19 protein-coding genes and 1 pseudogene are annotated in these 21,022 nt (G+C 70.8%); 12 read left to right on the top strand and 8 right to left on the bottom strand.

Features of this window, described 5'->3' with window-relative positions; translation table 11 throughout:
• Window positions 1-78: 78 nt before the first annotated feature.
• Window positions 79-987 (bottom strand): DUF6424 family protein, encoded by a 909-nt coding sequence (locus ACZ4EG_RS09420; RefSeq protein WP_453546299.1) that lies wholly within the window; start codon window positions 985-987, stop codon window positions 79-81.
• A gap of 340 nt (window positions 988-1,327) precedes the next feature.
• Between ACZ4EG_RS09420 and ACZ4EG_RS09415 the strand changes: the two genes are divergently transcribed.
• From ACZ4EG_RS09415 to ACZ4EG_RS09405, 3 genes are all read left to right on the top strand, one after another.
• Window positions 1,328-1,882 (top strand): hypothetical protein, encoded by a 555-nt coding sequence (locus ACZ4EG_RS09415; RefSeq protein ID WP_453546301.1) that lies wholly within the window; start codon window positions 1,328-1,330, stop codon window positions 1,880-1,882.
• Window positions 1,883-2,007: 125 nt separating this feature from the next.
• Window positions 2,008-2,655: a class F sortase gene (locus ACZ4EG_RS09410; RefSeq protein WP_453546303.1), complete on the top strand. Its 648-nt coding sequence runs from the start codon at window positions 2,008-2,010 to the stop codon at window positions 2,653-2,655.
• Between the two features lie 48 nt (window positions 2,656-2,703).
• On the top strand, window positions 2,704-3,177 hold the full coding sequence (locus ACZ4EG_RS09405) for an SRPBCC domain-containing protein (RefSeq protein ID WP_467790186.1): 474 nt from the start codon (window positions 2,704-2,706) through the stop codon (window positions 3,175-3,177).
• Window positions 3,178-3,284: 107 nt separating this feature from the next.
• Here the strand turns inward: ACZ4EG_RS09405 and ACZ4EG_RS09400 are convergent, their stop codons facing one another.
• Complete coding sequence (locus ACZ4EG_RS09400) at window positions 3,285-4,370, bottom strand: glycerophosphodiester phosphodiesterase family protein (RefSeq protein ID WP_467790185.1); 1,086 nt, start codon at window positions 4,368-4,370, stop codon at window positions 3,285-3,287.
• A gap of 510 nt (window positions 4,371-4,880) precedes the next feature.
• On the opposite strand from ACZ4EG_RS09400, the pseudogene ACZ4EG_RS09395 reads away from it, so the two are divergent.
• Window positions 4,881-5,726 (top strand): annotated as a pseudogene (locus ACZ4EG_RS09395) (carboxylesterase family protein); the annotation flags it as partial.
• Between the two features lie 424 nt (window positions 5,727-6,150).
• Here ACZ4EG_RS09395 and ACZ4EG_RS09390 read toward each other — a convergent pair.
• Window positions 6,151-7,140, bottom strand: a complete 990-nt coding sequence (locus tag ACZ4EG_RS09390; RefSeq protein WP_453546307.1) for an aldo/keto reductase — start codon at window positions 7,138-7,140, stop codon at window positions 6,151-6,153.
• Between the two features lie 79 nt (window positions 7,141-7,219).
• Window positions 7,220-8,677 carry a purine-cytosine permease family protein gene (locus ACZ4EG_RS09385; RefSeq protein ID WP_453546309.1) on the bottom strand — a complete coding sequence of 486 codons (1,458 nt, stop codon included), beginning with the start codon at window positions 8,675-8,677 and terminating at the stop codon, window positions 7,220-7,222.
• A 204-nt stretch (window positions 8,678-8,881) separates the two neighbouring features.
• Here ACZ4EG_RS09385 and ACZ4EG_RS09380 point away from each other — a divergent pair, with 204 nt between their 5' ends.
• The 3 genes from ACZ4EG_RS09380 to ACZ4EG_RS09370 all read left to right on the top strand — a co-directional run bounded on the left by ACZ4EG_RS09380 (window position 8,882) and on the right by ACZ4EG_RS09370 (window position 12,509).
• A complete protein-coding gene (locus tag ACZ4EG_RS09380; protein WP_467790417.1) occupies window positions 8,882-11,575 on the top strand; it encodes a winged helix-turn-helix domain-containing protein in 2,694 nt (897 codons plus the stop codon).
• Window positions 11,576-11,640: 65 nt separating this feature from the next.
• Window positions 11,641-12,159: a hypothetical protein gene (locus ACZ4EG_RS09375; protein ID WP_467790184.1), complete on the top strand. Its 519-nt coding sequence runs from the start codon at window positions 11,641-11,643 to the stop codon at window positions 12,157-12,159.
• 143 nt (window positions 12,160-12,302) lie between these two features.
• Window positions 12,303-12,509: a hypothetical protein gene (locus tag ACZ4EG_RS09370; protein WP_316754361.1), complete on the top strand. Its 207-nt coding sequence runs from the start codon at window positions 12,303-12,305 to the stop codon at window positions 12,507-12,509.
• A gap of 21 nt (window positions 12,510-12,530) precedes the next feature.
• Here ACZ4EG_RS09370 and ACZ4EG_RS09365 read toward each other — a convergent pair whose 3' ends face one another.
• Window positions 12,531-13,100 (bottom strand): potassium channel family protein, encoded by a 570-nt coding sequence (locus ACZ4EG_RS09365; protein ID WP_467790183.1) that lies wholly within the window; start codon window positions 13,098-13,100, stop codon window positions 12,531-12,533.
• A gap of 224 nt (window positions 13,101-13,324) precedes the next feature.
• On the opposite strand from ACZ4EG_RS09365, the gene ACZ4EG_RS09360 reads away from it, so the two are divergent.
• The 3 genes from ACZ4EG_RS09360 to ACZ4EG_RS09350 all read left to right on the top strand — a co-directional run bounded on the left by ACZ4EG_RS09360 (window position 13,325) and on the right by ACZ4EG_RS09350 (window position 14,476).
• Window positions 13,325-13,459: a hypothetical protein gene (locus ACZ4EG_RS09360; protein WP_453546317.1), complete on the top strand. Its 135-nt coding sequence runs from the start codon at window positions 13,325-13,327 to the stop codon at window positions 13,457-13,459.
• Window positions 13,460-13,540: 81 nt separating this feature from the next.
• Window positions 13,541-14,014, top strand: a complete 474-nt coding sequence (locus tag ACZ4EG_RS09355) for an SHOCT domain-containing protein (protein WP_467790182.1) — start codon at window positions 13,541-13,543, stop codon at window positions 14,012-14,014.
• A gap of 33 nt (window positions 14,015-14,047) precedes the next feature.
• The gene (locus ACZ4EG_RS09350; RefSeq protein ID WP_453546321.1) at window positions 14,048-14,476 is read left to right on the top strand and encodes a DUF7144 family membrane protein; all 429 of its coding nucleotides are present in this window, start codon (window positions 14,048-14,050) and stop codon (window positions 14,474-14,476) included.
• Window positions 14,477-14,560: 84 nt separating this feature from the next.
• On the opposite strand, the gene ACZ4EG_RS09345 is transcribed toward ACZ4EG_RS09350, so the two are convergent.
• Window positions 14,561-16,006 (bottom strand): glyceraldehyde-3-phosphate dehydrogenase, encoded by a 1,446-nt coding sequence (locus tag ACZ4EG_RS09345; RefSeq protein ID WP_453546323.1) that lies wholly within the window; start codon window positions 16,004-16,006, stop codon window positions 14,561-14,563.
• A gap of 106 nt (window positions 16,007-16,112) precedes the next feature.
• Window positions 16,113-16,331, bottom strand: a complete 219-nt coding sequence (locus ACZ4EG_RS09340; protein WP_467790181.1) for a hypothetical protein — start codon at window positions 16,329-16,331, stop codon at window positions 16,113-16,115.
• Window positions 16,332-16,528: 197 nt separating this feature from the next.
• Between ACZ4EG_RS09340 and ACZ4EG_RS09335 the strand changes: the two genes are divergently transcribed.
• Both ACZ4EG_RS09335 and ACZ4EG_RS09330 read left to right on the top strand, forming a co-directional pair.
• The gene (locus ACZ4EG_RS09335) at window positions 16,529-17,488 is read left to right on the top strand and encodes a LysR family transcriptional regulator (RefSeq protein WP_467790180.1); all 960 of its coding nucleotides are present in this window, start codon (window positions 16,529-16,531) and stop codon (window positions 17,486-17,488) included.
• A gap of 146 nt (window positions 17,489-17,634) precedes the next feature.
• Window positions 17,635-19,551, top strand: coding sequence for a collagenase (locus ACZ4EG_RS09330; protein ID WP_467790179.1), 1,917 nt, complete (start codon window positions 17,635-17,637; stop codon window positions 19,549-19,551).
• 73 nt (window positions 19,552-19,624) lie between these two features.
• Here the strand turns inward: ACZ4EG_RS09330 and ACZ4EG_RS09325 are convergent, their stop codons facing one another.
• Complete coding sequence (locus ACZ4EG_RS09325; RefSeq protein WP_467790178.1) at window positions 19,625-21,019, bottom strand: hypothetical protein; 1,395 nt, start codon at window positions 21,017-21,019, stop codon at window positions 19,625-19,627.
• Window positions 21,020-21,022 lie beyond the last annotated feature (3 nt).

Here is a 21,022-nt window from a genome sequence, read left to right as displayed (position 1 = left end):
GCCCCGTCGGCGAGGCCGACGAGGCCCGTGGCGAGGAGAGCGAAGGGGCTGGGTCCAGGAGGTTCGAGGCGGCAGGTCCTAGGCGGAGCGCCGGTTCCCCGGAGGGTGCGTGCCGCCGTGTCGTGCCGTGTGGCCGGCCGGCGTGGCGGCAGCGGTGCGGCTGCCGGGGGTGATCTGCGCCGAGAACGCCTGGAGGGCGGCGGAGCTGTTGGGCGGCAGCACCGCCATCAGCCCGAGGTCCTGCGCCCGGGCCAGCGCCGGGGCCGCCTCGCTGCCCTCGGGCACGAAGGCCAGCCGCACATGCCCGTCGCCGGAGCCGCGCCGGTCCACCGGAGCGACGGCGCCATGCGTGCCGTCGGGCAGGGTCACCCACAGCTGGAAGTCGTCGTACCGGACGAAGTCGGCGCCCTTGACCGGCCAGGGGTAGTGGTGCTCGCCGGGCACCTTGGGCAGGATCCCCTGGTGGTTGCCACGGCTCATCGGCACGCAGGCGTTGAAGAGGGAGTCGGTCCACGCCTCGACGCCGTCGGCGTCCTTGACCGGGGTGCGCAGCAGTTCCTCCGCCTCCTCGTAGCCCAGGTCCCGCAGTGCGGGCAGGGTCAGCGGGAAGGCGTCGAGGAGTTCGGCCGCCTCCCGCCGGAGCCGGTCGACCTTCACCGGTTCCGCGCAGAACTGCATGCTCCACTCGATGCCCACCCGGGCGCGGTACATCCGCCAGCCGCTCTTCCCCTTGACCCAGAGGCTGCCGCCGTGGTGCATCTCCCAGTGCTCCGGGGCGGGCGGCCGCGGGCCGTAGGGCAGGTCGTCGTCGCTCACCTCACGCAGGATCTGCTGTGCGGCCCGCTTCGCCGCGCGGAAGAAGGAGGACTCGAAGCGCTTGGGATGCTCGACCAGACGTATGCGCCAGGGATGGTTCTCCGATTCGACTCCGCCGGGCGGGAGCGTGACCGGTTTGCGGGACCTCTCTCGCGCAGGGGCGACGGTCATGGCTTGCCTCCTCGTGCCGACCGCGGGCTCGCGTCCGGCCCGCGGCGCGAACTACCCCTGCCTTCATCGTGCGCCCGGAAAACGGGGACGTCGACTCGAACGGAGCAGTCCGGCGTGCGCGGCTCGGCGGACCGGCTCCGCACCGGTACCGCCCGCTCCATACCGCCATCTGTGTCTCGGATCCCGGCACAGAAGGGGCTGGCCGGGGTGTGTTGGTAACCCGGCTGGGCGGCCCGGATGGTGTGCTTCGGGAGCCTGACTGACGGTGGTTCATGTCGGGGCCGGGTGATTCCAGCTGATGGAGTGTCGGCTGCCCGGGCCACGGCGGAAGGACTCCCACATGCGTTCTGCCCGCATGATCCTGGCCACGGCGGCCGCGACCGCCGCCCTCGCGATCGCCGCTCCAGTGGCCCTTGCCTCCGGAGGTGACGAAAGCCATGACGACTCCTCCTACAGCAAGGAGGACAGCAATTCGCACGGCAAGGGCGACTCCCAGAGCAAGGGTGACTCTCACGGCAAGGGCGATTCTTACAGCAAGGAGGACGAGGACGACGGCAGCCGCGACGAGCCACGCGGCGGCATGCACACGGGTGGCGGTGCGCTCGCCATGCTGAGCAGCGACGACAGGAGCTCGGACGGCGACAACAGCAAGTACGACCCCGAGACCTACAAGAACAAGGACTCCGGCAACAACAGCGACGAGGGGTCGGACAGCGACCGCGGCAAGGACTCGTGGGGCGACGACTCCGACAAGCCCAGCGGCGGCATGCACACCGGAGGCGGCGGCCTCGCCGCACCGGGTGGCGTCACCACGGGTGGGCTGGCGGTACTGGCCGTCGGTGCCACCGGCCTGTACGCGCTGCGCCGCAAGAAGGTCGCCGAGCAGGCCTCCTGACCCGCGTCCGACCGAGCCGAGGCCGCCGCCGTGTGCGCACCGTGCCGGCGGTCGGCTTCCCCTCCGCCGTGACCGCTCTGCTGCCGTGACCGCTGTGCTGCCGTGTCCTAGTGAGGTGGAGTCCGATGGCAGCTTCTCCGTCCGCGACCCCCGGCGAGCCGGAGCCGGGCGCACCGGACGCCCGCTCCGGCATGCGCATGGTGATGTGGGGTGTCGCGATCCTGCTCGTGGCCGCCAGTGCGATCGGCGGTCATGGCAAGCCGTCCGACTCCTCGCAGGCCGGCGGGTCCTCGCCCACCGCGCACCCGGTCGGCAGACATCTGCCCCGCTCCTCGCCGACGCGCCTGCTCATCCCGAAGATTGACGTGGACGCACCCTTCACCACCCTGACCATCGGCCCGTCGGGGCAGCTCCTGCCACCGCCCGGGGACGATGTGAACCTCGTCGGCTGGTACGCCAGGGGAGTCTCGCCCGGAGAGGCGGGCACCGCCATCATCGCCGGGCACGTCGACACGACCACGTCCGCCGCCGTCTTCGCCGACCTCGGGGAGCTCGAGGCCGGGGACCACTTCTCGGTGGCACGGGCCGACGGGAAGAACGCGACCTTCGTCGTCGACAGTGCCGAGACCTTCGAGAAGGACCAGTTCCCCAGCCACCGGGTGTACGGCGACACACCCCGCGCCGAGGCACGCCTCATCACCTGCGCCGGGGACTACGACCGGGCGGTCGGGGACTACACCGAGAACCTCGTCGTCTTCGCCCACCTCGTCTGACCACCCGCCGCGCGCCCGCCCGTCCCCTGGGCGGAGTAGCTTGAGGGCATGTACGCCACGCGAGTTTCCCGGCATCTGCAGGCGCCGCCGGCCGTCGTCTACCGGGCCCTGGTCGACCCGGACGCGGTCGCCGCCTGGCGCGTACCCGACGGCATGACCGCCCACGTCCACGCGTTCGACGCCCGCGAAGGCGGCGCCTTCCGTGTTTCGCTCGTCTACGACGAGCAGGGCGTCCCAGGAAAGTCCGGCGGACGCACGGACACGTACCGAGGGCACTTCGCGCGCCTGGTATCGGACCAACTGGTCGTCGAGGAGATCGAGTTCGAGTCGGACGACGGCGCCCTGCGCCGCCCGATGACCCTGACCACCTCGCTGACCGGGGCCGACGGCGGGACCGATGTCGTCATGGTGCACGAGGGGATCCCCGACGAGATCCCCCGGGAGGACAACGAACTCGGCACCCGCATGGCCCTCGACAAGCTCGCCCGGCTGGTCGAGCGGACCGGACCGGCGACCGCCTGACCGAAAGCAGAGGGCCGGCGCGTACGAGGCGAAGGAGCACGCCGACGGCATCCTCTTCGGGCTGGGAGCCCGCCGCGCGTGCCGGGGGCGGGCTCCGCCGGGCGTGCTCAGGCTTCCCGGTGCGGGCGGTACGGCCGGGGCAGGCGCATGCCACGGTCGGCCATGATCTGCCGTACGTGATTGGGGTAGTTGGTGATGATGCCGTCGACGCCGAAGTCCATCAGCGCCTCCACGGTGGCCGGGTCGTCGCAGGTCCAGGGCACGACCTTGAGACCCCGGGCGTGGGCCTCGGCGACCATGGCGGCGTCCGAGTAGAAGCGGAAGCCCGGGTCGCCGACCTTGCCGCTCTGCGGGAAACCGTAGTTGGGGGAGAGGGTCGTGACACCCGGGACGGTGGCGGCCGCCCTGACGAAGTCGCCGTCGTAGTCGTCCGCGTCGATCCCGCCGAGCCACGGCGAGGCACCGGGCTGACCGACCTGCAGGAAGTCGTAATTGGTGAGCGCCACCAGGGGCCACTTGGGGGCGAGCCGGTGCATCACCTTCAGCGCGCCCCAGTCGAAGGACTGGATGGTGACCTGGTCCTCGATGCCCGAGCGGTGGATCTCCTCGTACACGCGGCGGACGAACAGCTCGCGCGGTGCGGTCTGTTCGGGCGCGCCGGCCTCGACCTTCGTCTCGATGTTCAGCTTGACCTGTTTGGCGTGATAGCTCTTGACCAGGTTCAGGACGTCCTTCAACTCGACCATCCGGAACCCCTTGACGACCTCCTGCTCGGGGAAGCCGGGCAGCTGTTGGTAGCCGCAGTCCATGGTCTTGATCTGGGCCAGCGTCAGATCCTTGATGTACTTCCCGACGTACGGGTACGTCGGGTCGCCGGGCGTGACCGGCGCGGTGTCACGGCACTTCGCGGCGCTGATCTGCCGGTCGTGGTTCACCACGACCTTCTGGTCCTTGGTGACGTGGGTGTCCAGCTCCAGCGTGGACACCCCGAGGCGCATCGCCTTGCCGAACCCCTCCAGGGACTCCTCGGTGGTCATGCCGATACCGCCCCGGTGGGCCTGCAGATCGAAGCGGGCCCGGTGGGCCGGCACCGGCGGCACACCGGCAGGGCCGGACGTCGTCGCGTGGGCGGCCACCGGGAACGCGAACACCGGCACCAGCGCCAGGCCGACGAGGATGTGTCTTGCGGACATGAGACCTCACTCGTGTCGGTTCGGGCGGACAGACGACGGTAGTCCCGCCCCGCACCTGCGGAAGGGGCGTGGGCGTGATGCTCCTGTGAACGGCGCGTTGCGCGCCGCCGTCGGCCGCTCCCCGCGGAACCTGTGAGTCCGGCCGATTCGCTTGCCGCGCACGGGAGTTCGCCGCAGCATGGGGCGACTCACCCGCCCCCCGTTCGGACAGGGAGTCGCCGTGAGCCTGCGTGACGTCCCCCACCGTCCCGGGTCCGCGGCACTCGACCGCCGTGGCTTCCTCGGCCGTGCCGCGCTGTCGCCGCCGGAGCCGCGCTGTCCGGCGGTCTGGAGTGCGCCCACGCCGCGGCCGCCGAGAGCCGAGCCGCGAGGAGCGCTGCCACCGACCCGGTGACGACGGAGTCCGGCCAGGTGACCGGTGCCTCGGGCGGGCTGAGGGGGGTGACCGTCTACAAGGGCATCCCGTACGCCGCGTCCACCGCGGGCGAGAACCGCTGACGTCCGCCGCAACCGGCGCCGTCCTGGGAGGGCACCCGGAAGGCGACCAGTTGGGGTCCGGCCTGCCCGCAGCCTGTCACGGGCATCCCCGACGGCCAGGTCCCCGAGCTCAGCGAGGACTGCCTGAACCTCAACATCTGGACGGGCGAGGCCACTTCGGAGCCGCGCCGCCCGGTCCTCGTGTGGGTCCACGGCGGCCGCGACACGGCGATGTGGTCCGGGCAGGAGATCTACGACGGCTCGCTACTGGCGAGCAAGGGCGTGGTCTTCGTGAGCTTCAACCACCGCGTCGGCCCTTTCGGTGGCCTCGCTCACCCGGAACTGAGCGCGGAGTCGGGGTACGGCGCGTCCGGCAATTGGGGTGTCCTGGACGCCGTCGCCGTACTGGAGTGGGTGCGGCGGGACATCACCGCGTTCGGCGGCGACCCGGACCGGGTGACCCTGGCCGGCTGGTCGCACGGGGCCTGTGTCGTCAACATCCTGCTGGCCTCCCGGGTGGCCCGCGGCCTGTGCCACCGTGCGCTGCTGTCCTCCGGTGTGCGGTACGCCAAGGGCCCCGCGCTCGGCCATGTGCCCGGTGCCCACCGCCCGTTGGCGGCCGCCGAGGCCTGGTGCCGGCGTGTACTACCTGCTCGGCTTCCTCCACAACACCGACCGGCCCTGGACGGCACACGACTACGACCTCGCCGACACCACCGCGTCCTATGTGGCGAACTTCGCGGCCACCGGCGACCCCAACGCCGACGCCCTGCCGACCTGGCCGCCCCTCACCACGGACACGCCGTGCACGAGGCAACTCGGCGAGGCGTTCGCCCCCCCTGTCCGCAGCGGACAGCGACGCCAAGTACGCCTTCCTGAAGACCTACTTGGAGTCACAGACGACGTCGTTCTGAAACGAGCGGCTGCGCGAGCCGGCCCACGACGCTTCGGTCGTCTGCTGGGCCTTACGGCCCCGGACTCGGCGACGTCATTCGCGGGCACCGCGCTCGGCTGCGAACGGGACCGTGGCGCGGGCCGGAGCACAGATGCTGCCCGTCGGCGGAAGCCGTGCGTACGCCGTCCGCGGGCTCGACCGCGCACCGGTCGGCTGGCTCGTCGCCGCGGCGACCGCCGGGCCGCTGGTCGGCCGAGTCCCCGCGCGGTCGCGGCCGGGCTGCTCGCGCAGTCGTTCGGCGCGCTGCCCGCGCGACGCGCAGACTGCAGCGCGTTACGGACCATTCCCGTCCGGAATCCCCGCCCCCAGCCCGGAATTCCCGCGCCGGCAAGGGGAACACGGCCCGCGCTACAGGTTCACGCTCCTCATACCGGCCTCGTTGTAGCGCTCGCCCGACACCTGCGGGAGCTCGGCGTCGATGCGGGACAGGTCTTCCTTGGTGAGTTCGACGTCCACCGCGGCGGCGTTCTGCTCCAGGTAGGTGCGTCGCTTGGTGCCCGGGATCGGGACCAGGTCGTCGCCCTGTGCCAGGACCCAGGCGATCGCCAGCTGTGCCGGGGTCACGTCCTTCTCCGCGGCGATCTCCTTCACCTTTGCCGCGAGTCGCAGGTTGGCGTCCAGGTTGTCGCCGGTGAAGCGCGGACCGGTGCGGCGGAAGTCGCCCTCGTCCAGATCTTCGGGGGAGGAGAACCGGCCCGCGAGGAAGCCGCGGCCCAGCGGGGAGTAGGGGACGAAGCCGATCCCGAGTTCCCGGCAGGTGGGCAGCACCTCTGCCTCCGGGTCCCGCGTCCACAGCGAGTACTCGGTCTGCAGCGCCGTGATCGGGTGGACGGCGTTCGCCCGGCGGAGGGTCTCGGGACCGGCCTCGCTCAGGCCGATGTGACGGATCTTGCCCTCCGCGACCAGTTCCCCGAGGGCACCGACGGTCTCCTCGATCGGCACATCGGGGTCGACGCGGTGCTGGTAGTAGAGGTCGATGTAGTCGGTCCCGAGCCGCTTGAGCGAGCCGTGGACCGAGCTGCGTACGTGCTCGGCGGAGCCGTCCTGCCGGCCGACGGTGCTCATGTCGCCCGGAACGGCGTCGTCCATCCGGTAGTTGAACTTGGTGGCGACGACGTACTCGTCGCGATGCCCCTTGATCGCCTCGCCGACCAGGCTCTCGTTGGTGAGCGGCCCGTACAGCTGCGCGGTGTCGAGGAAGTCGACGCCCAGTTCGAGTGCGCGCCGGATGGTCCTGATGCCCTCGTCATGATCGGTGGAGCCGTAGAACGCGGACATGCCCATGCAGCCGAGGCCGATGGCGGATACCCGGAGGTCTCGCAGAGTGCGCTGTTCCATGGGAGTCCCAGCCTTTCCTTGCGGAATGGATCGTCGTGCCGTTACGTCCGGGACGTTAGGACTTGGAGTGCTCTCGAAGTCAAGGCGAGGGTTCGCGGTGTTCGTGCGCGGCCCGTTCCAGCTCGATTGCCTCCGCCTCGGCCACCCGCTGCTCGGCCGCCACGTCGATCGACCGGGTCAGCCACCAGTACAGCAGCGCCGAGACCGGCAACCCGATGAACAGGGAGATGTCCGCGCCGTCGAGCGCCTTGGCCGCGGGGCCGACAAAGAGGGTGCCCACCGAGAAGAAGGGAATCATGACGGCGAATCCCACCAGGTAGGAGACGATGCCGTGCAAACCCCAACGGCCGTAGATGCCGTACGGGTTGAAGATCTCGGCGATGGCGTAGTGCCCGCGCCGTACGACGTAGTAGTCCATGAGGTTCACCGCGGTCCACGGGATGAACAGATAGAGCACCAGCAGCAGGAAGTTGTTGAAGTTCTGCAGGAAGTGGGAGGTCGCGGCCAGCGCCCCGACCAGGGAGAGCGCCGCGGTGAGCCCGATGGTCAGCAGCCGCACACCGAGCGTCGGCCGCACCCGCTTGAACGAGTCGATCGCGCTGATGAGCGTCAGCGACCCGCCGTACATGTTCAGCGCGGTGACCGACACCAGCCCCAGCGCGGCGAACAGCAGCACAATCGCGCCGAAGCCGCTGAACACCTCGTCGCCGGCGGCGTCGATCGACGCGATCGTCTCGAAGCCCTTGCCGGCCCCGGCGGCCAGCAGGGCCCCGAGGACCATCAACCAGATACCGCCGAGTGCCGACCCGAAGTAGGTCCAGTAGAAGGTCTTGCGGACCGTCACATCCGGGGGGAGGTAGCGCGAGTAGTCCGAGACGTAGATGGCCCAGCTGATCTGGTAGCCGGCGACCACGCCGAACTGTGCGAGGAACGGGGTCCACTTGAAGCCGCTCAGGTCGAAGGAGCCCGGCGGATAGTGCAGATGGACCAGGACGCCCACGGTGAAGATCCCGAAGACGACCAGGAAGGTGTACGTCAGGATCCGCTCGGCCTTGTGGATGATGTCGTAGCCCACCAGCGCGACGACCAGGGCGATCACGGTGACCACGGCCACCCACGGCTTGACGCCCCCGTGCAGCGTGGTGTGCAGGGCCTGCCCGGCGAGGATGGTGTTGAACACGTTGAAGCCCGCGTACTGCACATACGCGAACAGCCACACCAGCAGGGCCCCGACATAGCCGAACTGCGGCCGCGACTGGATCATCTGGGGCAGCCCGAGCTGTGGACCCTGGGCCGAGTGGAAGGCCATGAAGAACGTGCCGATGAGGGTGCCGGTGACGATCGCCAGCAGCGACCAGATGAGGTTGCCGCCCTCGGTGATGCCGATCAGTCCGACCGCCAGCGTGGCGATCTGCGCGTTCGACATGAACCACAGCGGGCCCAGGTGCCACAGCTTGCCGTGGCGCTCGTCCAGGGGGACGTAATCGATGGACCGGATCTCCAGTCCCGACACCCGTGGCTGCGCTGAGGTGGTCACGGTGCCTCCTGAGTGCTCGTACACCTCTGTGGCCACATTCCTCCGCGGGGCCCCACCGGTCAATCGGACCCGATCGGCCGGATGGTGCTGCCGGCTGAGTCCGGATGGTGCGGCAGGTGAGTTCTGCGCATGTGCGGGATGTGAGTTCTGCGCATGTCTGGGATGAATGGAATCATTGAGCGGGAAAGCGCTGCCCATGGCCTGATGGACGGGGTGGTGAGCGCAGTGGCCGCGGTTGATGTGAACGAGGAGGGATCGGCGACCGACGCGTACGTCGATCCCATGGGAGAACCGTTTCTTCAGACGCGGTTCGCCCTGCCTACGGTGCCTGCCACCTTCCTGCGGCGCGAGCGCCTGGCGGGCCACCTCGACCAGGCGCTGCGGACGCCCCTGACGGTCGTCAACGGCGCGGCCGGGGCCGGCAAGACCCTGCTGGTCGCCGACTGGGCCGCAGGCATCGAGGAGACGGTCGCCTGGCTCACCAACGACGCGGGCGACCAGGGCCCCGGCATGTTCTGGGCCTATCTGCTGCAGGCCCTGCGCGCCGTCGGCGTGCCGGTGTCCGGCGAGGTCGGCTGCCCGGCGGACGCGACCCGGGTGGACCACAAGCTCCTGGCGCGGCTCGCCGCCGAGCTGAGCGGCCGCGAGCGCCCGGTGGTCGTCGTACTCGACGAGTACGACCACGTGAGCGCGCCGGAGATCGCGGACCAGCTGGAATTCGTCCTGCACCACGCGGGGAGCGGCATGCGTCTGGTCCTGGTCACCCGCACCGAACCGCTGCTGCCGCTGCACCGCTACCGGGCGGCGGACGCCATGACCGAGATCCGCAACGCCGAGCTCGCCTTCACCCCCGAAGAGGCGGCCACCCTGCTGGAGCTGCACGGATTGGCCCTTCCCGTGGAGGCCGCCGGCTCCCTGGTCGACCGCACCCGGGGATGGGCCGCGGGGCTGCGGCTGTGCGCCCTGGCCGCTCAGGAGAGCCCCGATCCCGCGACGTACCTGAAGGAGTTCGAGGCCGACCGCAGCGCGGTCGCCGACTTCCTCCTCGCGGAGGTGCTCAGACAGCAGACGGACCGGACACAGGACCTCCTGCTGCGCGTCAGCGTCCTGGACCGGTTCTGTCCCGGCCTCGCCGAGGCACTGACCGGGCAGGCCGGTGCCGCGTCCGCCCTGGCCGAACTGCACCGCCAGAACGCCTTCGTCGAGCACCTCGGACACACCTGGTACCGGCTCCACCCGCTGTTCGCGGAGATCCTCCGGGCCCATCTGCGGGCACGTTCGCCCGGTCTGGAACCGGAACTCCACCGGCGGGCCGCCAAGTGGCTGCGCGGCTCCGGCTCCCTGCCGGAGACCCTGGCCCATGGCGCGGCCGCTGGCGACTGGGAGTTCACCGCGGGCGCCCTCGTCGACGACCTGGCGATCGGGCAGCTCTTCACAGGCCTGCGCTGCGACGACCTGACCGAACTGTTCTCCCGGATGGGACCGGAGACCACCAGCCCCGCGGCGGAGCTGGTCCGCGCCGCGCGCGACCTGTCCCGGCACGACCTCGACCGGGGCCTGACCCATCTGCGCCAGGCCGAGGAGCGGCTCGCCGCGGACGGGTCCGACCTGACGGCGTGGCTGAGCTGCGCGCTGCTGGAAGCCCTGGCGGCCCGGCTCGCAGGTTCTCCCCGCAAGGCCGAGAAGGCCGTGGAGACGGCCGATGAGCTGCGCCACGAGATACCCGCCCACCTGCTGGAGAAGCACCCAGAGCTGACCGCCCTGCTGCTCACGCACCTGGGTTCGGCGCGCCTGTGGGCCGGTCACTTCGACGACGCGTGCGCCGCCCTGTCCTCGGTGGTCGGCGGCCCCGGCGGAGCGTCGACGGCGCTGCCCCGGGAGGAGTCCCTGGGCCATCTGGCACTGATCGACTACCTCAACGGCTGGCCCGGCCGGGCCGAGCACAAGGCCCTGGCGGCGATGACGGAGACGGAGCGGGTCGGCCTGCCCCAGCCGTCCGGCTGCGGCATCGGGCGGCTGGTCCTGGCCGCCGTGGCCGTCGACCGGGACGAACTGGCCCGGGCCCAGGCGTTCCTCGACGAGGCGGCCGACGCCAGCCCCGACGTCCAGGACCCCGTGACCGCGGCGGGCCGGTCCATCGCGGCGGCGCGTCTGCTGCTGGCGCGGGGAGACGCGCAGGCCGCCGTGGCGGCGGCCGACCCCGCCGTCCCCGCCGACGTTCCCTCTCCCTGGGCCAAGGGCCACGCGGCGCTCATCACGTCCGCCGCCCACCTCGCCGAAGGGCGGCCCGACAGCGCCGCTGAGGTGCTGGAGCAGGTGCCCTACGACGACCAGCCGGCGTGCGCCGTGCAGGCGGCGCGCGCCCATCTCGCCGCGGGGCGCCGCCGGGAGGCGATCGATCTGCTCGACCGCCTGTGCACCAAGGGCCGGTCCGGTCCCGCGGTCACCGTCCGGGCCGCGCTGGTACGCGCCCAGGCCGCCGACGAGGAGGGGGACACCGGCACCGCCCGAAGGCTCGTCGCCCAGGCACTCCGGGAGGCCCGGCGCGAGCGGCTGCGGCGGCCGTTCCTCGAAGCCGGACCACGCGTCCGGCGGCTCCTGTGCACGGCCCCGCTCCAGGGACTGACCGAGGGCTGGCTCACCTCCGACGGTCCACGGCACGGCGGGCCGCCGCGGATCACGGTGGAGCCCGCGCCGTTCATCGTGGAGGAACTGAGCGGACGCGAGCGCGACGTGCTGCAACGGCTGGCCCAGATGATGTCCACGGAGGAGATCGCCGCCGACCTGTTCGTCTCGGTGAACACCGTCAAGACCCACCTCAAGAGCGTCTACCGGAAACTCGCGGTGAACCGGCGCAGCGACGCCGTGCGCCGGGCACGCGAACTGGGACTGCTGTGACCGCACCGGCATCCCTGGGCACTCCACCGGCATCCCTGGGCTGCTGAGAACCCGCGGAGACCACCATGGCCTCGTCCGAACGCGCCACCTCCCCGGCACGCCGTGCGGAGCATCGGGCCCATGCCGACTACACGGGAGGCGTCTACGGCTCCATGCTCGCCGCCTCCGTGGTGGCCGGCGCAGGCCTCCTGGGCGCGTTCCCGCGCGTGGAGCTCGTGCTGTTGCTGCTGCTCACGGGCGTGGTGTTCTGGGTCGCGCATGTGCATGCCGAGCTGTTCGGGGAGCGTCTGGCACAGATGGCCCTGGACCGCCGGACCGTCCTGCACGTGTGCCGCAACGAGTGGCCCATCGTCAAGGCCGCCGTCCCGCCGGCCGCGGCCGTGGCCGTGAGCCCGCTGCTGGGCCTCGGCCTGCCGGGCACGCTCTGGCTGGCGCTCGCGGTGGCCGTGGCCGGGCAGGTGGGCTGGTCGGTGGCGGCGGCCCGGCGCGCGGGTGCCTCCTGGCGGCAGTCGGCCGCCACCGCCGTGGTCAACCTGGTCCTCGGGCTGCTGATCATCGCGTTCAAGCTGGCCCTGAAGGCGTGAAGGCGTGAAGGCGTGAAGGCCCGAAGCTGCGAAGCCCTGGCAGGTCACCCGAACCGGGTGAGGCCGGACGCCACCCCGAGGCGGACGATCACAGACAGGGGGAACGGTCCGCCTGCCCCGGACAGCCCGCGGGAGAGCCGCTCATGCGCTACGAGATCCGCATCGAAGGACACCTGTCCGAGACGCTGGCCAAGGCCTTCCCCGAGCTGGACCATGCGGCGCTGGCCGGTCAGACGGTTCTGATCGGCCCGGTCGTCGACGAGGCCCACTTCTACCGGCTGCTGAAGCGCTGCCAGTCGCTGGGGCTGCGCGTGCTGGAGATGCGGCGGCTGCCGGAACGGCCGGCGTGACGGTCACGGCCTGCGTGACGGTCACGGGTTGTCCCGTCCGGCCCTTCGCCCGGCGTCCGGCTCGGGCGGCGGCTCCTGCACCCGCCGGCTCAGCCCCACCTTCACCGCGCTCGTCAGCACCCGTACGGCGACGCCCGCGAGCAGCAGGCCGCAGGTCATCTGGATCATGGTCATCACACGCCCCAGCTGGGAGACGGCGGTGATGTCGCCGTAGCCGACGGTGGCGAACGTGGTCAGCGTGAAGTACAGGGCGTCCGTCTTGGTCAGCGGCTCGCTGAAGGACCCCGGGCTGGTGCCGTCCAGCACGTAGTAGGCACTGGCGAAGAGCACCAGGAACAGCGCCAGCGTGATGACCAGGGCCTCGACGGCCTTCAGCCGTGGGTGGGGCGAGCGCAGGATGGCCCAGACCTCCCACGCGAAGACCACCAGCACCGCCAGCACCCCGCCCAGCAGCAGCGCCGAGGTGGCGGTCAGGCTGCGCTCGCGCAGGGGGAGCAGGTAGTAGGCGGTGACGAGTGCGGCCGTGATGAGGACCGTACGCGCCACGGCCAGTAGCGTCGCCCGCTTCGGGCCGTCGAACGGGCCGCTCATCTCGTGCCTCCACGCTCCATCGCGCCGGACATCTCCTCGTTCCGATCGGCCGGAAACCGGCGGGCGCGTCCGCCTTCCCCTCATCGTCACCGCGGTGCGGCGGGATCACCCGCCGAGGGTGACCCGGTGGGCGACGGCAGGGGGGACGCTGGCCGGGCGAGGCCCTCGCACACCGCCCCGTCGGCGGTCCGGGGGCGACCCGTCCGATCGCGTGAGGAGGAGCCATGACCGAGTCACGCGGCCCGGAGCCGGGTCCCGGACCGGAGCACACTCCCGACGGGGCGGCCTCCACCGAAGCGAAGAACGCACACCGAGCCGGTGTCCCGAGCGGGGCGTGCACGATCACCCTCCCCGGGTGAGGCCGACCCGTCCTTGCCGTGGGCACGCTGAATTCGGCAGCAGCCGGCTGCCGGGCGAGCGCCCGGAACGGAGGAGACCAAATGAGCGCGCAGATGTACTTGGCGTACGACTATCCGCTGCTGAGCGCCTTCTGGACCATGCTGTGGTTCTTCCTGTGGATCCTGTGGTTCATCCTGCTGTTCCGGATCGTCGTGGACATCTTCAATGACGACTCCATGAGCGGCTGGGGCAAGGCCGGCTGGCTGGTGTTCGTGGTCCTGGTGCCCTTCCTGGGTGTGTTCGTCTACGTGATCGCCCGCGGCAAGAGCATGGGGCGCCGGGAGGTGGAGCAGGCGCGCGCACAGCAGCAGGCCTTCGACTCCTACATCCGCGAGACCGCCAAGGGCGGCGGGGCCCGGCCCAGCAGCATCGACGAGCTGGCCAAGTTGTCCGAGATGCGCGCTCGTGGCGACATCACGGACGAGGAGTACGGCAGGGCGAAGGCACTGGTCCTGAGCGACTCCGGACCGGTGGGCGGCCCGAGCGGAACCGTCCAGTCAACCTCCGGTCGCTGAGCACATCCGACGATAGGGAAACGAGGCACGGGCATGACCGCTCCACGCAGCACGACGCAAGTGCAGACGACCAAGCAGCAATGGGCCGGCGGCCTGACGGCGTTCGCGGCCGTCATGCTGATGATCGCCGGCATACTGGACGTCTTCCGGGGCATCATGGCGATCGCCCAGGACGACGTGTTCGTCACGACACCGAACTACGCCTTCAAGTTCGACCTCTCCGGCTGGGGCTGGGTCCACCTGATCCTGGGCGCGGTCGCTGTGATCGTCAGTCTTGGCCTGTTCCAGAGGTCGACGTGGGGGCGGGTCGCCGGCGTGACCATCGCCGGGCTCCTCATCATCGCCAACTTCCTCTCCCTGCCGTACTACCCGATCTGGTCGATCGTGATGATCGCCTTCTCGGGCTTCGTCATCTGGGCGCTGTGCGTGTCCCCGACCGAACAGCCGTCACAACCCGCCTAGCGCCTGCCGGTCGGCGGGCCGGACACATGCGCGGTGCCCCGGCCGTGATCTCGGCCGGGGCACCGTGGCAGGAAATGGACCGGATCAGACCGCCGGGGCCGGGTACGTCGGGTACTCCACCCCGGAGACGTGCTGGACGACGCGGACGACCTGGCAGGAGTAGCCGAACTCGTTGTCGTACCAGAGGTAGAGGATCGCGTTGTCGCCCTCCACCTTCGTGGCGCCGGCGTCGATGATCGAGGCGTGGCGCGAGCCGATGAAGTCGCTGGAGACCGCGTCGGGGGCCGTGGTGAAGTCGATCTGGCGCTTGAGCGGCGAGGTCAGCGACACGTCGCGGAGGTGGTCGAGGACCTCCTCACGGGTGGTCTCGCCCGCGAGCTGCAGGTTGAGGATCGCGATCGAGACGTCCGGCACGGGCACCCGGATCGAGCTGCCGGTGATCTTCGCCTTGAGGTCGGGCAGCGCCTTCGCCACGGCGGAGGCGGCACCGGTCTCGGTGATGACCATGTTGAGCGGCGCGGAGCGGCCGCGGCGGTCGGCCTTGTGGTAGTTGTCCAGCAGGTTCTGGTCGTTGGTGAACGAGTGGACGGTCTCCACGTGGCCGCGCAGCACGCCGAACCGGTCGTCCATCGCCTTCAGCGGCGGCACGATCGCGTTGGTGGTGCAGGACGCGCAGGACAGGATCTGCTCGTCCGGCTTGATCATGTCGTGGTTGACGCCGTGGACGATGTTCGGGACGTCGCCCTTGCCGGGCGCCGTCAGGACGACCTTGTCGATGCCGGGGCGCAGGTGCTGCGACAGGCCCTCGCGGTCGCGCCACTTGCCCGTGTTGTCGATGAGGATGGCGTTCCTGATGCCGTACGCCGTGTAGTCGACCTCGGTCGGGTCGTTGGCGTAGATCACCTTGATTGCGTTGCCGTTGGCGACGATCGTGCTGTTCGCCTCGTCGACGGTGATCGTGCCCTGGAACTGGCCGTGGATGGAGTCGCGGCGCAGCAGCGAGGCGCGCTTCACGATGTCCTGGTCGCCGCCGCCGCGCACCACGATGGCGCGCAGCCGCAGGCCGTTGCCGGAGCCGGACTTCTCGATCAGCAGCCGGGCGACCAGGCGGCCGATGCGGCCGAAGCCGTAGAGGACGACATCACGGCCCTCGCCGCCCTCGATCTTGTTGGCGCCCGTGGCACCGGCGACGGCCTCGGCGGTGAACGCCTCCACCGTGAGGCCGCGGTCGTCGGCCTTGTACGTCGCGGCCAGCATGCCGATGTCGATCTGGGACGGGCCGAGGTCGAGCGTGGTGAGAGCCCGCAGGAACGGCAGCGTCTCCGTGACCGTGAGCTCCTCGCCGTCGATCTGCCGCGCGAACCGGTGCGTCTTCAGGATGCTGACCACCGACTTGTTCACCAAGGAGCGGCTGTGGAGCAGGACCGTCACGTCCCGCTCCCGGTGGAGCTTTCCGATGATCGGGATCATGGACTCCGCGATCTCTTCGCGGTTCTTCCAGTCGGTGAACGAGTCGTCGTTGACAGTCACAGGAATCTCTTTCGAGCTAGGTGGCGCTCATATGCTAGCGCCACCCTGCTTTCATCATTCAAACGGGTCATCGGAGTGAACCTCTGGACCCCTGTGAGTGCCCCGGTCAGGGATTGATGCTCATCGGCCGGCAGTGCTGGAGCCCGCTGTCGACGGCACACTCGACCAGCGGCCCGCCCACCTGGCCGATCAGCCTGGCGACGGGCTGATCGGACGCCCCCGCCCCCGCCCCCGAGCCGGCCGCCAGGACCGGCGCCGCGGTGGCGGCCAGAGCGGCGCCGGCCAGCAGCAGGATCGCCGGTACTCGCGTCGTGTGCTTCGTCACGTTCCGTCTCTCCTCACCGGGCGCCTCGCACGCGCCCGCGGTGCTTGGGCGATACGGCCCGTCCAACGAGGCGGGACGCGTGCCGGACACGGCGCGGGGCCCCGCCTTGTGTGCCCCACGGCGGGATGAAACGCTTCCTGACCGGCGGCGGAGCCGAGGGACCCCGCCGGCGGAGCCGATGGACGAGGAGTGGACGGATGGAGCTGGAGCTTCGGCATCTGCGCGTGCTGTGCGCGATCGCCGATGCGGGGAGCGTGGGCCGGGCCGCCGCGGACCTGGGGTACTCGCAGCCGGCCATCAGCACCCAGCTCCGCCGGATCGAGGGGCACTTCGGTGAGCCCCTGTTCGAGCGCGGGGCCACCGGGGTGCGGCCCACACCGTACGGCGCCGAGGTGCTCACCCAGGCCCGCGACGTCCTGGCCCGCGTCGAGACGATCGGCCACCGTCCGGCCCCCGGTGCCCCGAAGGCGCGCAGGACCCTGCGGGTGGCGGCGACCAATTCGCCGGTGCTGTCGGGCGCGGTGTCCCGGTTCCGGGCCCGGCTGCCGGACGTCGACCTCTCGGTGAACAGCGTGTACGCCTCCTCGCGGATCGTCGAGTTGCTGGAGGAGGGCACGGTGGACGCGGCCATCGCCGCCGACTACCCGGGCATGGAGCTGCGGCACTCGGCCGCGGTGACGCACCGCGGGATCGTCACCGAGCCGACCTTCGTGGCCCTTCCGTCCCGCCACCGCCTGCGGCACCGCGCCCAGGTGTCGCTGGCCGACCTGGCCGAGGACGCGTGGTTCGTGACACCGGACGACGGCGCCGGGTGGCCGGGAGTCTTCTACACGGCCTGCGAGGCGGCCGGTTTCACCCCGGTGACCGTGCACGAATTCCTCGGTGACCAGCTGCAGTTGCAGCGGATGATCGCCGACGGACTCGGTGTGTCACTCGTCCAGCCGACCATGCGGCCGATCCCGCAGGTCGTGGTCAAACCGCTGGTCGGTACGCCGTTGTGGTGCCGCTACGTACTGGCCTGGCGGCCGGGCGCGGTGGACCAGGAGCTGGCGGAGACGCTGTTCCAGTCGGCGGTCGCCGCGCATCGCGAACTCGTCGCACAGTCACCGCACTTGAGGTCCTGGGCCGCGCGCACCTGGAGCGGTGCCGGCAAGTAGCCGAGGCCGCCGGCGCCGGATGTTATGGGCCGCCGGACGTCATGTGCTATGTCACATGCCATTGTTGGCGCACGCAGCCCTTGGCACAGTGCTGGACACGCCTCACCAACCCCCATAGAGGCGCATCCATCCGTGGAGGAGCCCAGATGCGCTATCGCTCCGCGCTGCCCGGACGCAAGGCCGGCGTTCTCGCCGTCTGCGTCACCCTCGCCGGCCTGTTGTCGACGCCGGCTCTCGCAGCGCCCCCCGCCCCGGCCGACAGCACCGCAGTCACCGCCCCACACAGGCCGACGTCGGCCCCACCGCCGACCGGCTCGACCGTCCGCACCGCCGACCGTCCCGCCGTACAGGACCGTCGGCTCAGCCCCGCCCAACTGCCACCCCTGCAGCCGGCGCCCGTCCGTCAGCGAACCACCAAGCAGGCGGCCTCCTGCACACCCGCCGACTTCGGCAGCAGAACCGGTGCCGCACTCGTCGCCCTGGTCAGGGCCTCGACCACGGACTGCGTCAACACCCTGTTCGCGGTGACCGGTTCGGCCGCGCACGATGTCTTCCGCCAGTCCCAGATGGTCACCGTCGCGAACGCCTTCACCCGCGCCGCGCGCACCTACCGCGGTGACAACACGGACCGCGTGTGGCAACTCGTCCTGTTCCTGCGCGCCGGCTACTACGTGCAGTTCAACCACCCGACCGACGTCGGCCCCTACGGCCCGCGCCTGACCACGGCCACCACGAGCGGCCTGGACGCCTTCTTCGCCCGCCGGCACTCGCGGGACGTCACCGCCGCCAACGGCGACGTGCTGGGCGAGGTCGTCATCCTCACCGACAGCGCCGACCAGCAGGCCCGCTATCTGAGCGTCTATCAGCGGATGCTCCAGGACTACGACAGCTCCTACGACGACATCGCCGCCATGATCGCGGCCGTCAACGACGTCTACACCCCTCTCTGGCGAGGCAATTGGAACCCGGAGTACGTCGACGCCGTCGCCGCGGACCCGAGCGTCGTCGAGACCCTCGACACCTTCGCGCACGACCACCTCGACCTGCTCGGCACCGACCGCGCCTACCTGGACTCCAACGCCGGGATGAACCTCGCCCGCTACGTCGAGCACCCGGCGCTTCAGCCGATGGTCCGGCCCCTGGCCAAGGACCTGCTGGACACCTCGGCGATCACCGGCCCCACGGCCGGGCTGTGGGTCGCGGTGGCGACGCAGGCGGACGCCTACGACCGCGCCAACTGCTCGTACTACGGCGTATGCGACCTGCCCGGCCTGCTGACCAGGGCCGCCCTGCCGATCACCCACACCTGCGACTCCGCGCACACCATCCGCGCGCAGTCGCTCACCGCGGCCGACCTCGACGCCGCCTGCGCCAGTGTGCTGGGCCAGGACGCCTACTTCCACGGCCTGGTCAAGGACGACGGACCCATACCCGGCCAGTATGTGTCGACCATCCACCTCGTCGTCTTCGCCAGCCGGGCCGACTACCAGACCTACGCCGGGGCGATCTACGGCGTCAGCACGGACAACGGCGGCATCACCCTGGAAGGAGACCCGTCCGACCCGGCCAACCAACCGCTTTCGATCATGTACCAGAAGAACTACGACAATGGCTTCCCGGCGCGGATATGGAACCTCAACCACGAGTACACACACTTCCTCGACGCCCGTGACGACATGTTGGGCGACTTCGGCCGGCAGACGTCGGTCCCGGACGTCTGGTGGATCGAGGGCCTGGCCGAGTACGTCTCCTACGGATACCGCGGAATCACCGACGACCAGGCGGTCGCCGAGGCCGGCAAGCACACCTACCGGCTGAGCACGCTGTTCCAGAACACCTACGCCAACAGCGATGTGACCCGCACCTATCCGTGGGGCTATCTGGCGGCCCGCTACATGTTCGAGAAGCACCCGGCGGACATCCAGAGCATGCTCGCCCGCTTCCGGGTGGGCGACTACCAGGGCGGATACGACGTCTACGCCACCGGCATCGGCACCCGCTACGACGACGACTTCGACCAGTGGCTCACGGCGTGCGCGACCGGCGCCTGCGCCACCCCGTAGTCCGATCCCTACGGACAGCGGCGGCGACCGGGAGGTTGCCGCCGCATCGTCCGTGCGAATTGCTGATGCTCCATCACCAACCTGTGAAAAGAAGGTGGTTGATGAGCAGAGCGAGGACGGCCTGTGCGGTGAGCCAGGCCCGCGGGCCGGTGAGGAGCGCGCAGGAGGGCAGCAGCCACAGGGCGAACGGCAGCCAGATGCGTTCCGTCTCCGCCTTGCTCATGCCGGAGAGGTCGGCGACGAGCAGCGCCACCAGTGCACTGAACACGAGCAGCGCGAGGCGCGCGTCGGCAGCGACGGCCGGGTCGGTCACGTCGGCGGTTTCCGGTGACCGACGGGGCAGCAGGGCGGTGCGGTCGCGGACGAGAGCGGGACCGGCCCGGCCGAGACCGGCCGCGGTCGCGAATCCGACGGTCAGCACGGTGCAGGCCAGGTTCGCCCAGACCCAGTAGCCGTAGGGACGGATGCCGCCGACTCCTTGGTAGTAGCGCGTGACCAGGAGCCGGTATCCCTCCCACCAGTCGAAGCCGGCGAGGGTGAACAGCAGCGGCACCACGGCGAGGCCCGCCAGGAGCAACGGCAGCCCTCGGAGAAGGTCATGGGCCCGGACCCGGCCGAGCAGCACCACGGCGGCACCGATCAGCGCGAACAGCGTGAGGCCGTACGAGAGATAGCAGGTCAGACCGAACAGCAGCCCGGCGCCGAACGTGGCCGTGGCCCGTGCGCCGGCCCCCGACCGCCCGGCCAACGCCATCGCGAGCAGCGCGACGGACCAGGCGGCCACGGCCGCGAAGTATCCGTCGGCCGACGTCCCGACCCACACCGCGGCCGGCGCCAGCACCAGGAACGGCGCGGCCCGTCGGGCGAGTTCCCGTCCCCCCAGCAGCCCCACCGTCACCAGCACGGCCGCACAGGCGGTGGTGCCGACGGTGATGCACCAGGCTCCCGCCCAGCCCCCGCCCCGCAGACCCACATGGTCGAGCAGGACGAAGGTCACCGTCGCGGCCGGGGGATGGCCGGCGATATGGGCGGGCCAGGGCGCGGGCGACTGGGCCAGGATGTGGTGGGTGAAGTCGCGCAGGGTGCCGGGGATGTCGTGGAAGCGGTCGACGACCCTGAGGTACTCATTGGTGGTGGTGAGCCGGCCCGCGACGCCCCGCTGCCAGCCGTCGACCAGCGCCAGTGACCAGGTCCAGGCGAGCGAGGCGCCCCAGGCCGCCACGAGCAGCGCCCGCCACGGCAGCCGCAGGGCGAGCCGCGGACCGTAGGCGATCACGGCCACCGCCACGACCAGGGCTGCCGGGGTGCCCGGCCCCACATGGGGGTCCCAGTCGGCGAACAGCGGAGGCCAGTGGACGAACAGGGTGCGATGGGCGTCCTGGATGTGGCGGCCGACGACGACGGCCGTCAGGACGAGCAGGGCGGCGGCCGCGACGGCACACAGGTCGCGGAGATGGGCGCGGGTCACAGC

This window comes from Streptomyces sp. NPDC025638 (assembly GCF_055558775.1).
This window is presented reverse-complemented; position numbering and strand designations above follow the sequence as displayed.

Coding starts and splice junctions, on each gene's coding strand:
- ACZ4EG_RS09365 (WP_467790183.1), bottom strand. CDS start 13,100: ATGAGCGGCCCGTTCGACGGCCCGAAGCGGGCGACGCTACTGGCCGTG.
- ACZ4EG_RS09370 (WP_316754361.1), top strand. CDS start 12,303: ATGCGCTACGAGATCCGCATCGAAGGACACCTGTCCGAGACGCTGGCC.
- ACZ4EG_RS09400 (WP_467790185.1), bottom strand. CDS start 4,370: ATGTCCGCAAGACACATCCTCGTCGGCCTGGCGCTGGTGCCGGTGTTC.
- ACZ4EG_RS09330 (WP_467790179.1), top strand. CDS start 17,635: ATGCGCTATCGCTCCGCGCTGCCCGGACGCAAGGCCGGCGTTCTCGCC.
- ACZ4EG_RS09335 (WP_467790180.1), top strand. CDS start 16,529: ATGGAGCTGGAGCTTCGGCATCTGCGCGTGCTGTGCGCGATCGCCGAT.
- ACZ4EG_RS09360 (WP_453546317.1), top strand. CDS start 13,325: ATGACCGAGTCACGCGGCCCGGAGCCGGGTCCCGGACCGGAGCACACT.
- ACZ4EG_RS09380 (WP_467790417.1), top strand. CDS start 8,882: ATGGACGGGGTGGTGAGCGCAGTGGCCGCGGTTGATGTGAACGAGGAG.
- ACZ4EG_RS09415 (WP_453546301.1), top strand. CDS start 1,328: ATGCGTTCTGCCCGCATGATCCTGGCCACGGCGGCCGCGACCGCCGCC.
- ACZ4EG_RS09420 (WP_453546299.1), bottom strand. CDS start 987: ATGACCGTCGCCCCTGCGCGAGAGAGGTCCCGCAAACCGGTCACGCTC.
- ACZ4EG_RS09355 (WP_467790182.1), top strand. CDS start 13,541: ATGAGCGCGCAGATGTACTTGGCGTACGACTATCCGCTGCTGAGCGCC.
- ACZ4EG_RS09410 (WP_453546303.1), top strand. CDS start 2,008: ATGGCAGCTTCTCCGTCCGCGACCCCCGGCGAGCCGGAGCCGGGCGCA.
- ACZ4EG_RS09350 (WP_453546321.1), top strand. CDS start 14,048: ATGACCGCTCCACGCAGCACGACGCAAGTGCAGACGACCAAGCAGCAA.
- ACZ4EG_RS09405 (WP_467790186.1), top strand. CDS start 2,704: ATGTACGCCACGCGAGTTTCCCGGCATCTGCAGGCGCCGCCGGCCGTC.
- ACZ4EG_RS09375 (WP_467790184.1), top strand. CDS start 11,641: ATGGCCTCGTCCGAACGCGCCACCTCCCCGGCACGCCGTGCGGAGCAT.
- ACZ4EG_RS09390 (WP_453546307.1), bottom strand. CDS start 7,140: ATGGAACAGCGCACTCTGCGAGACCTCCGGGTATCCGCCATCGGCCTC.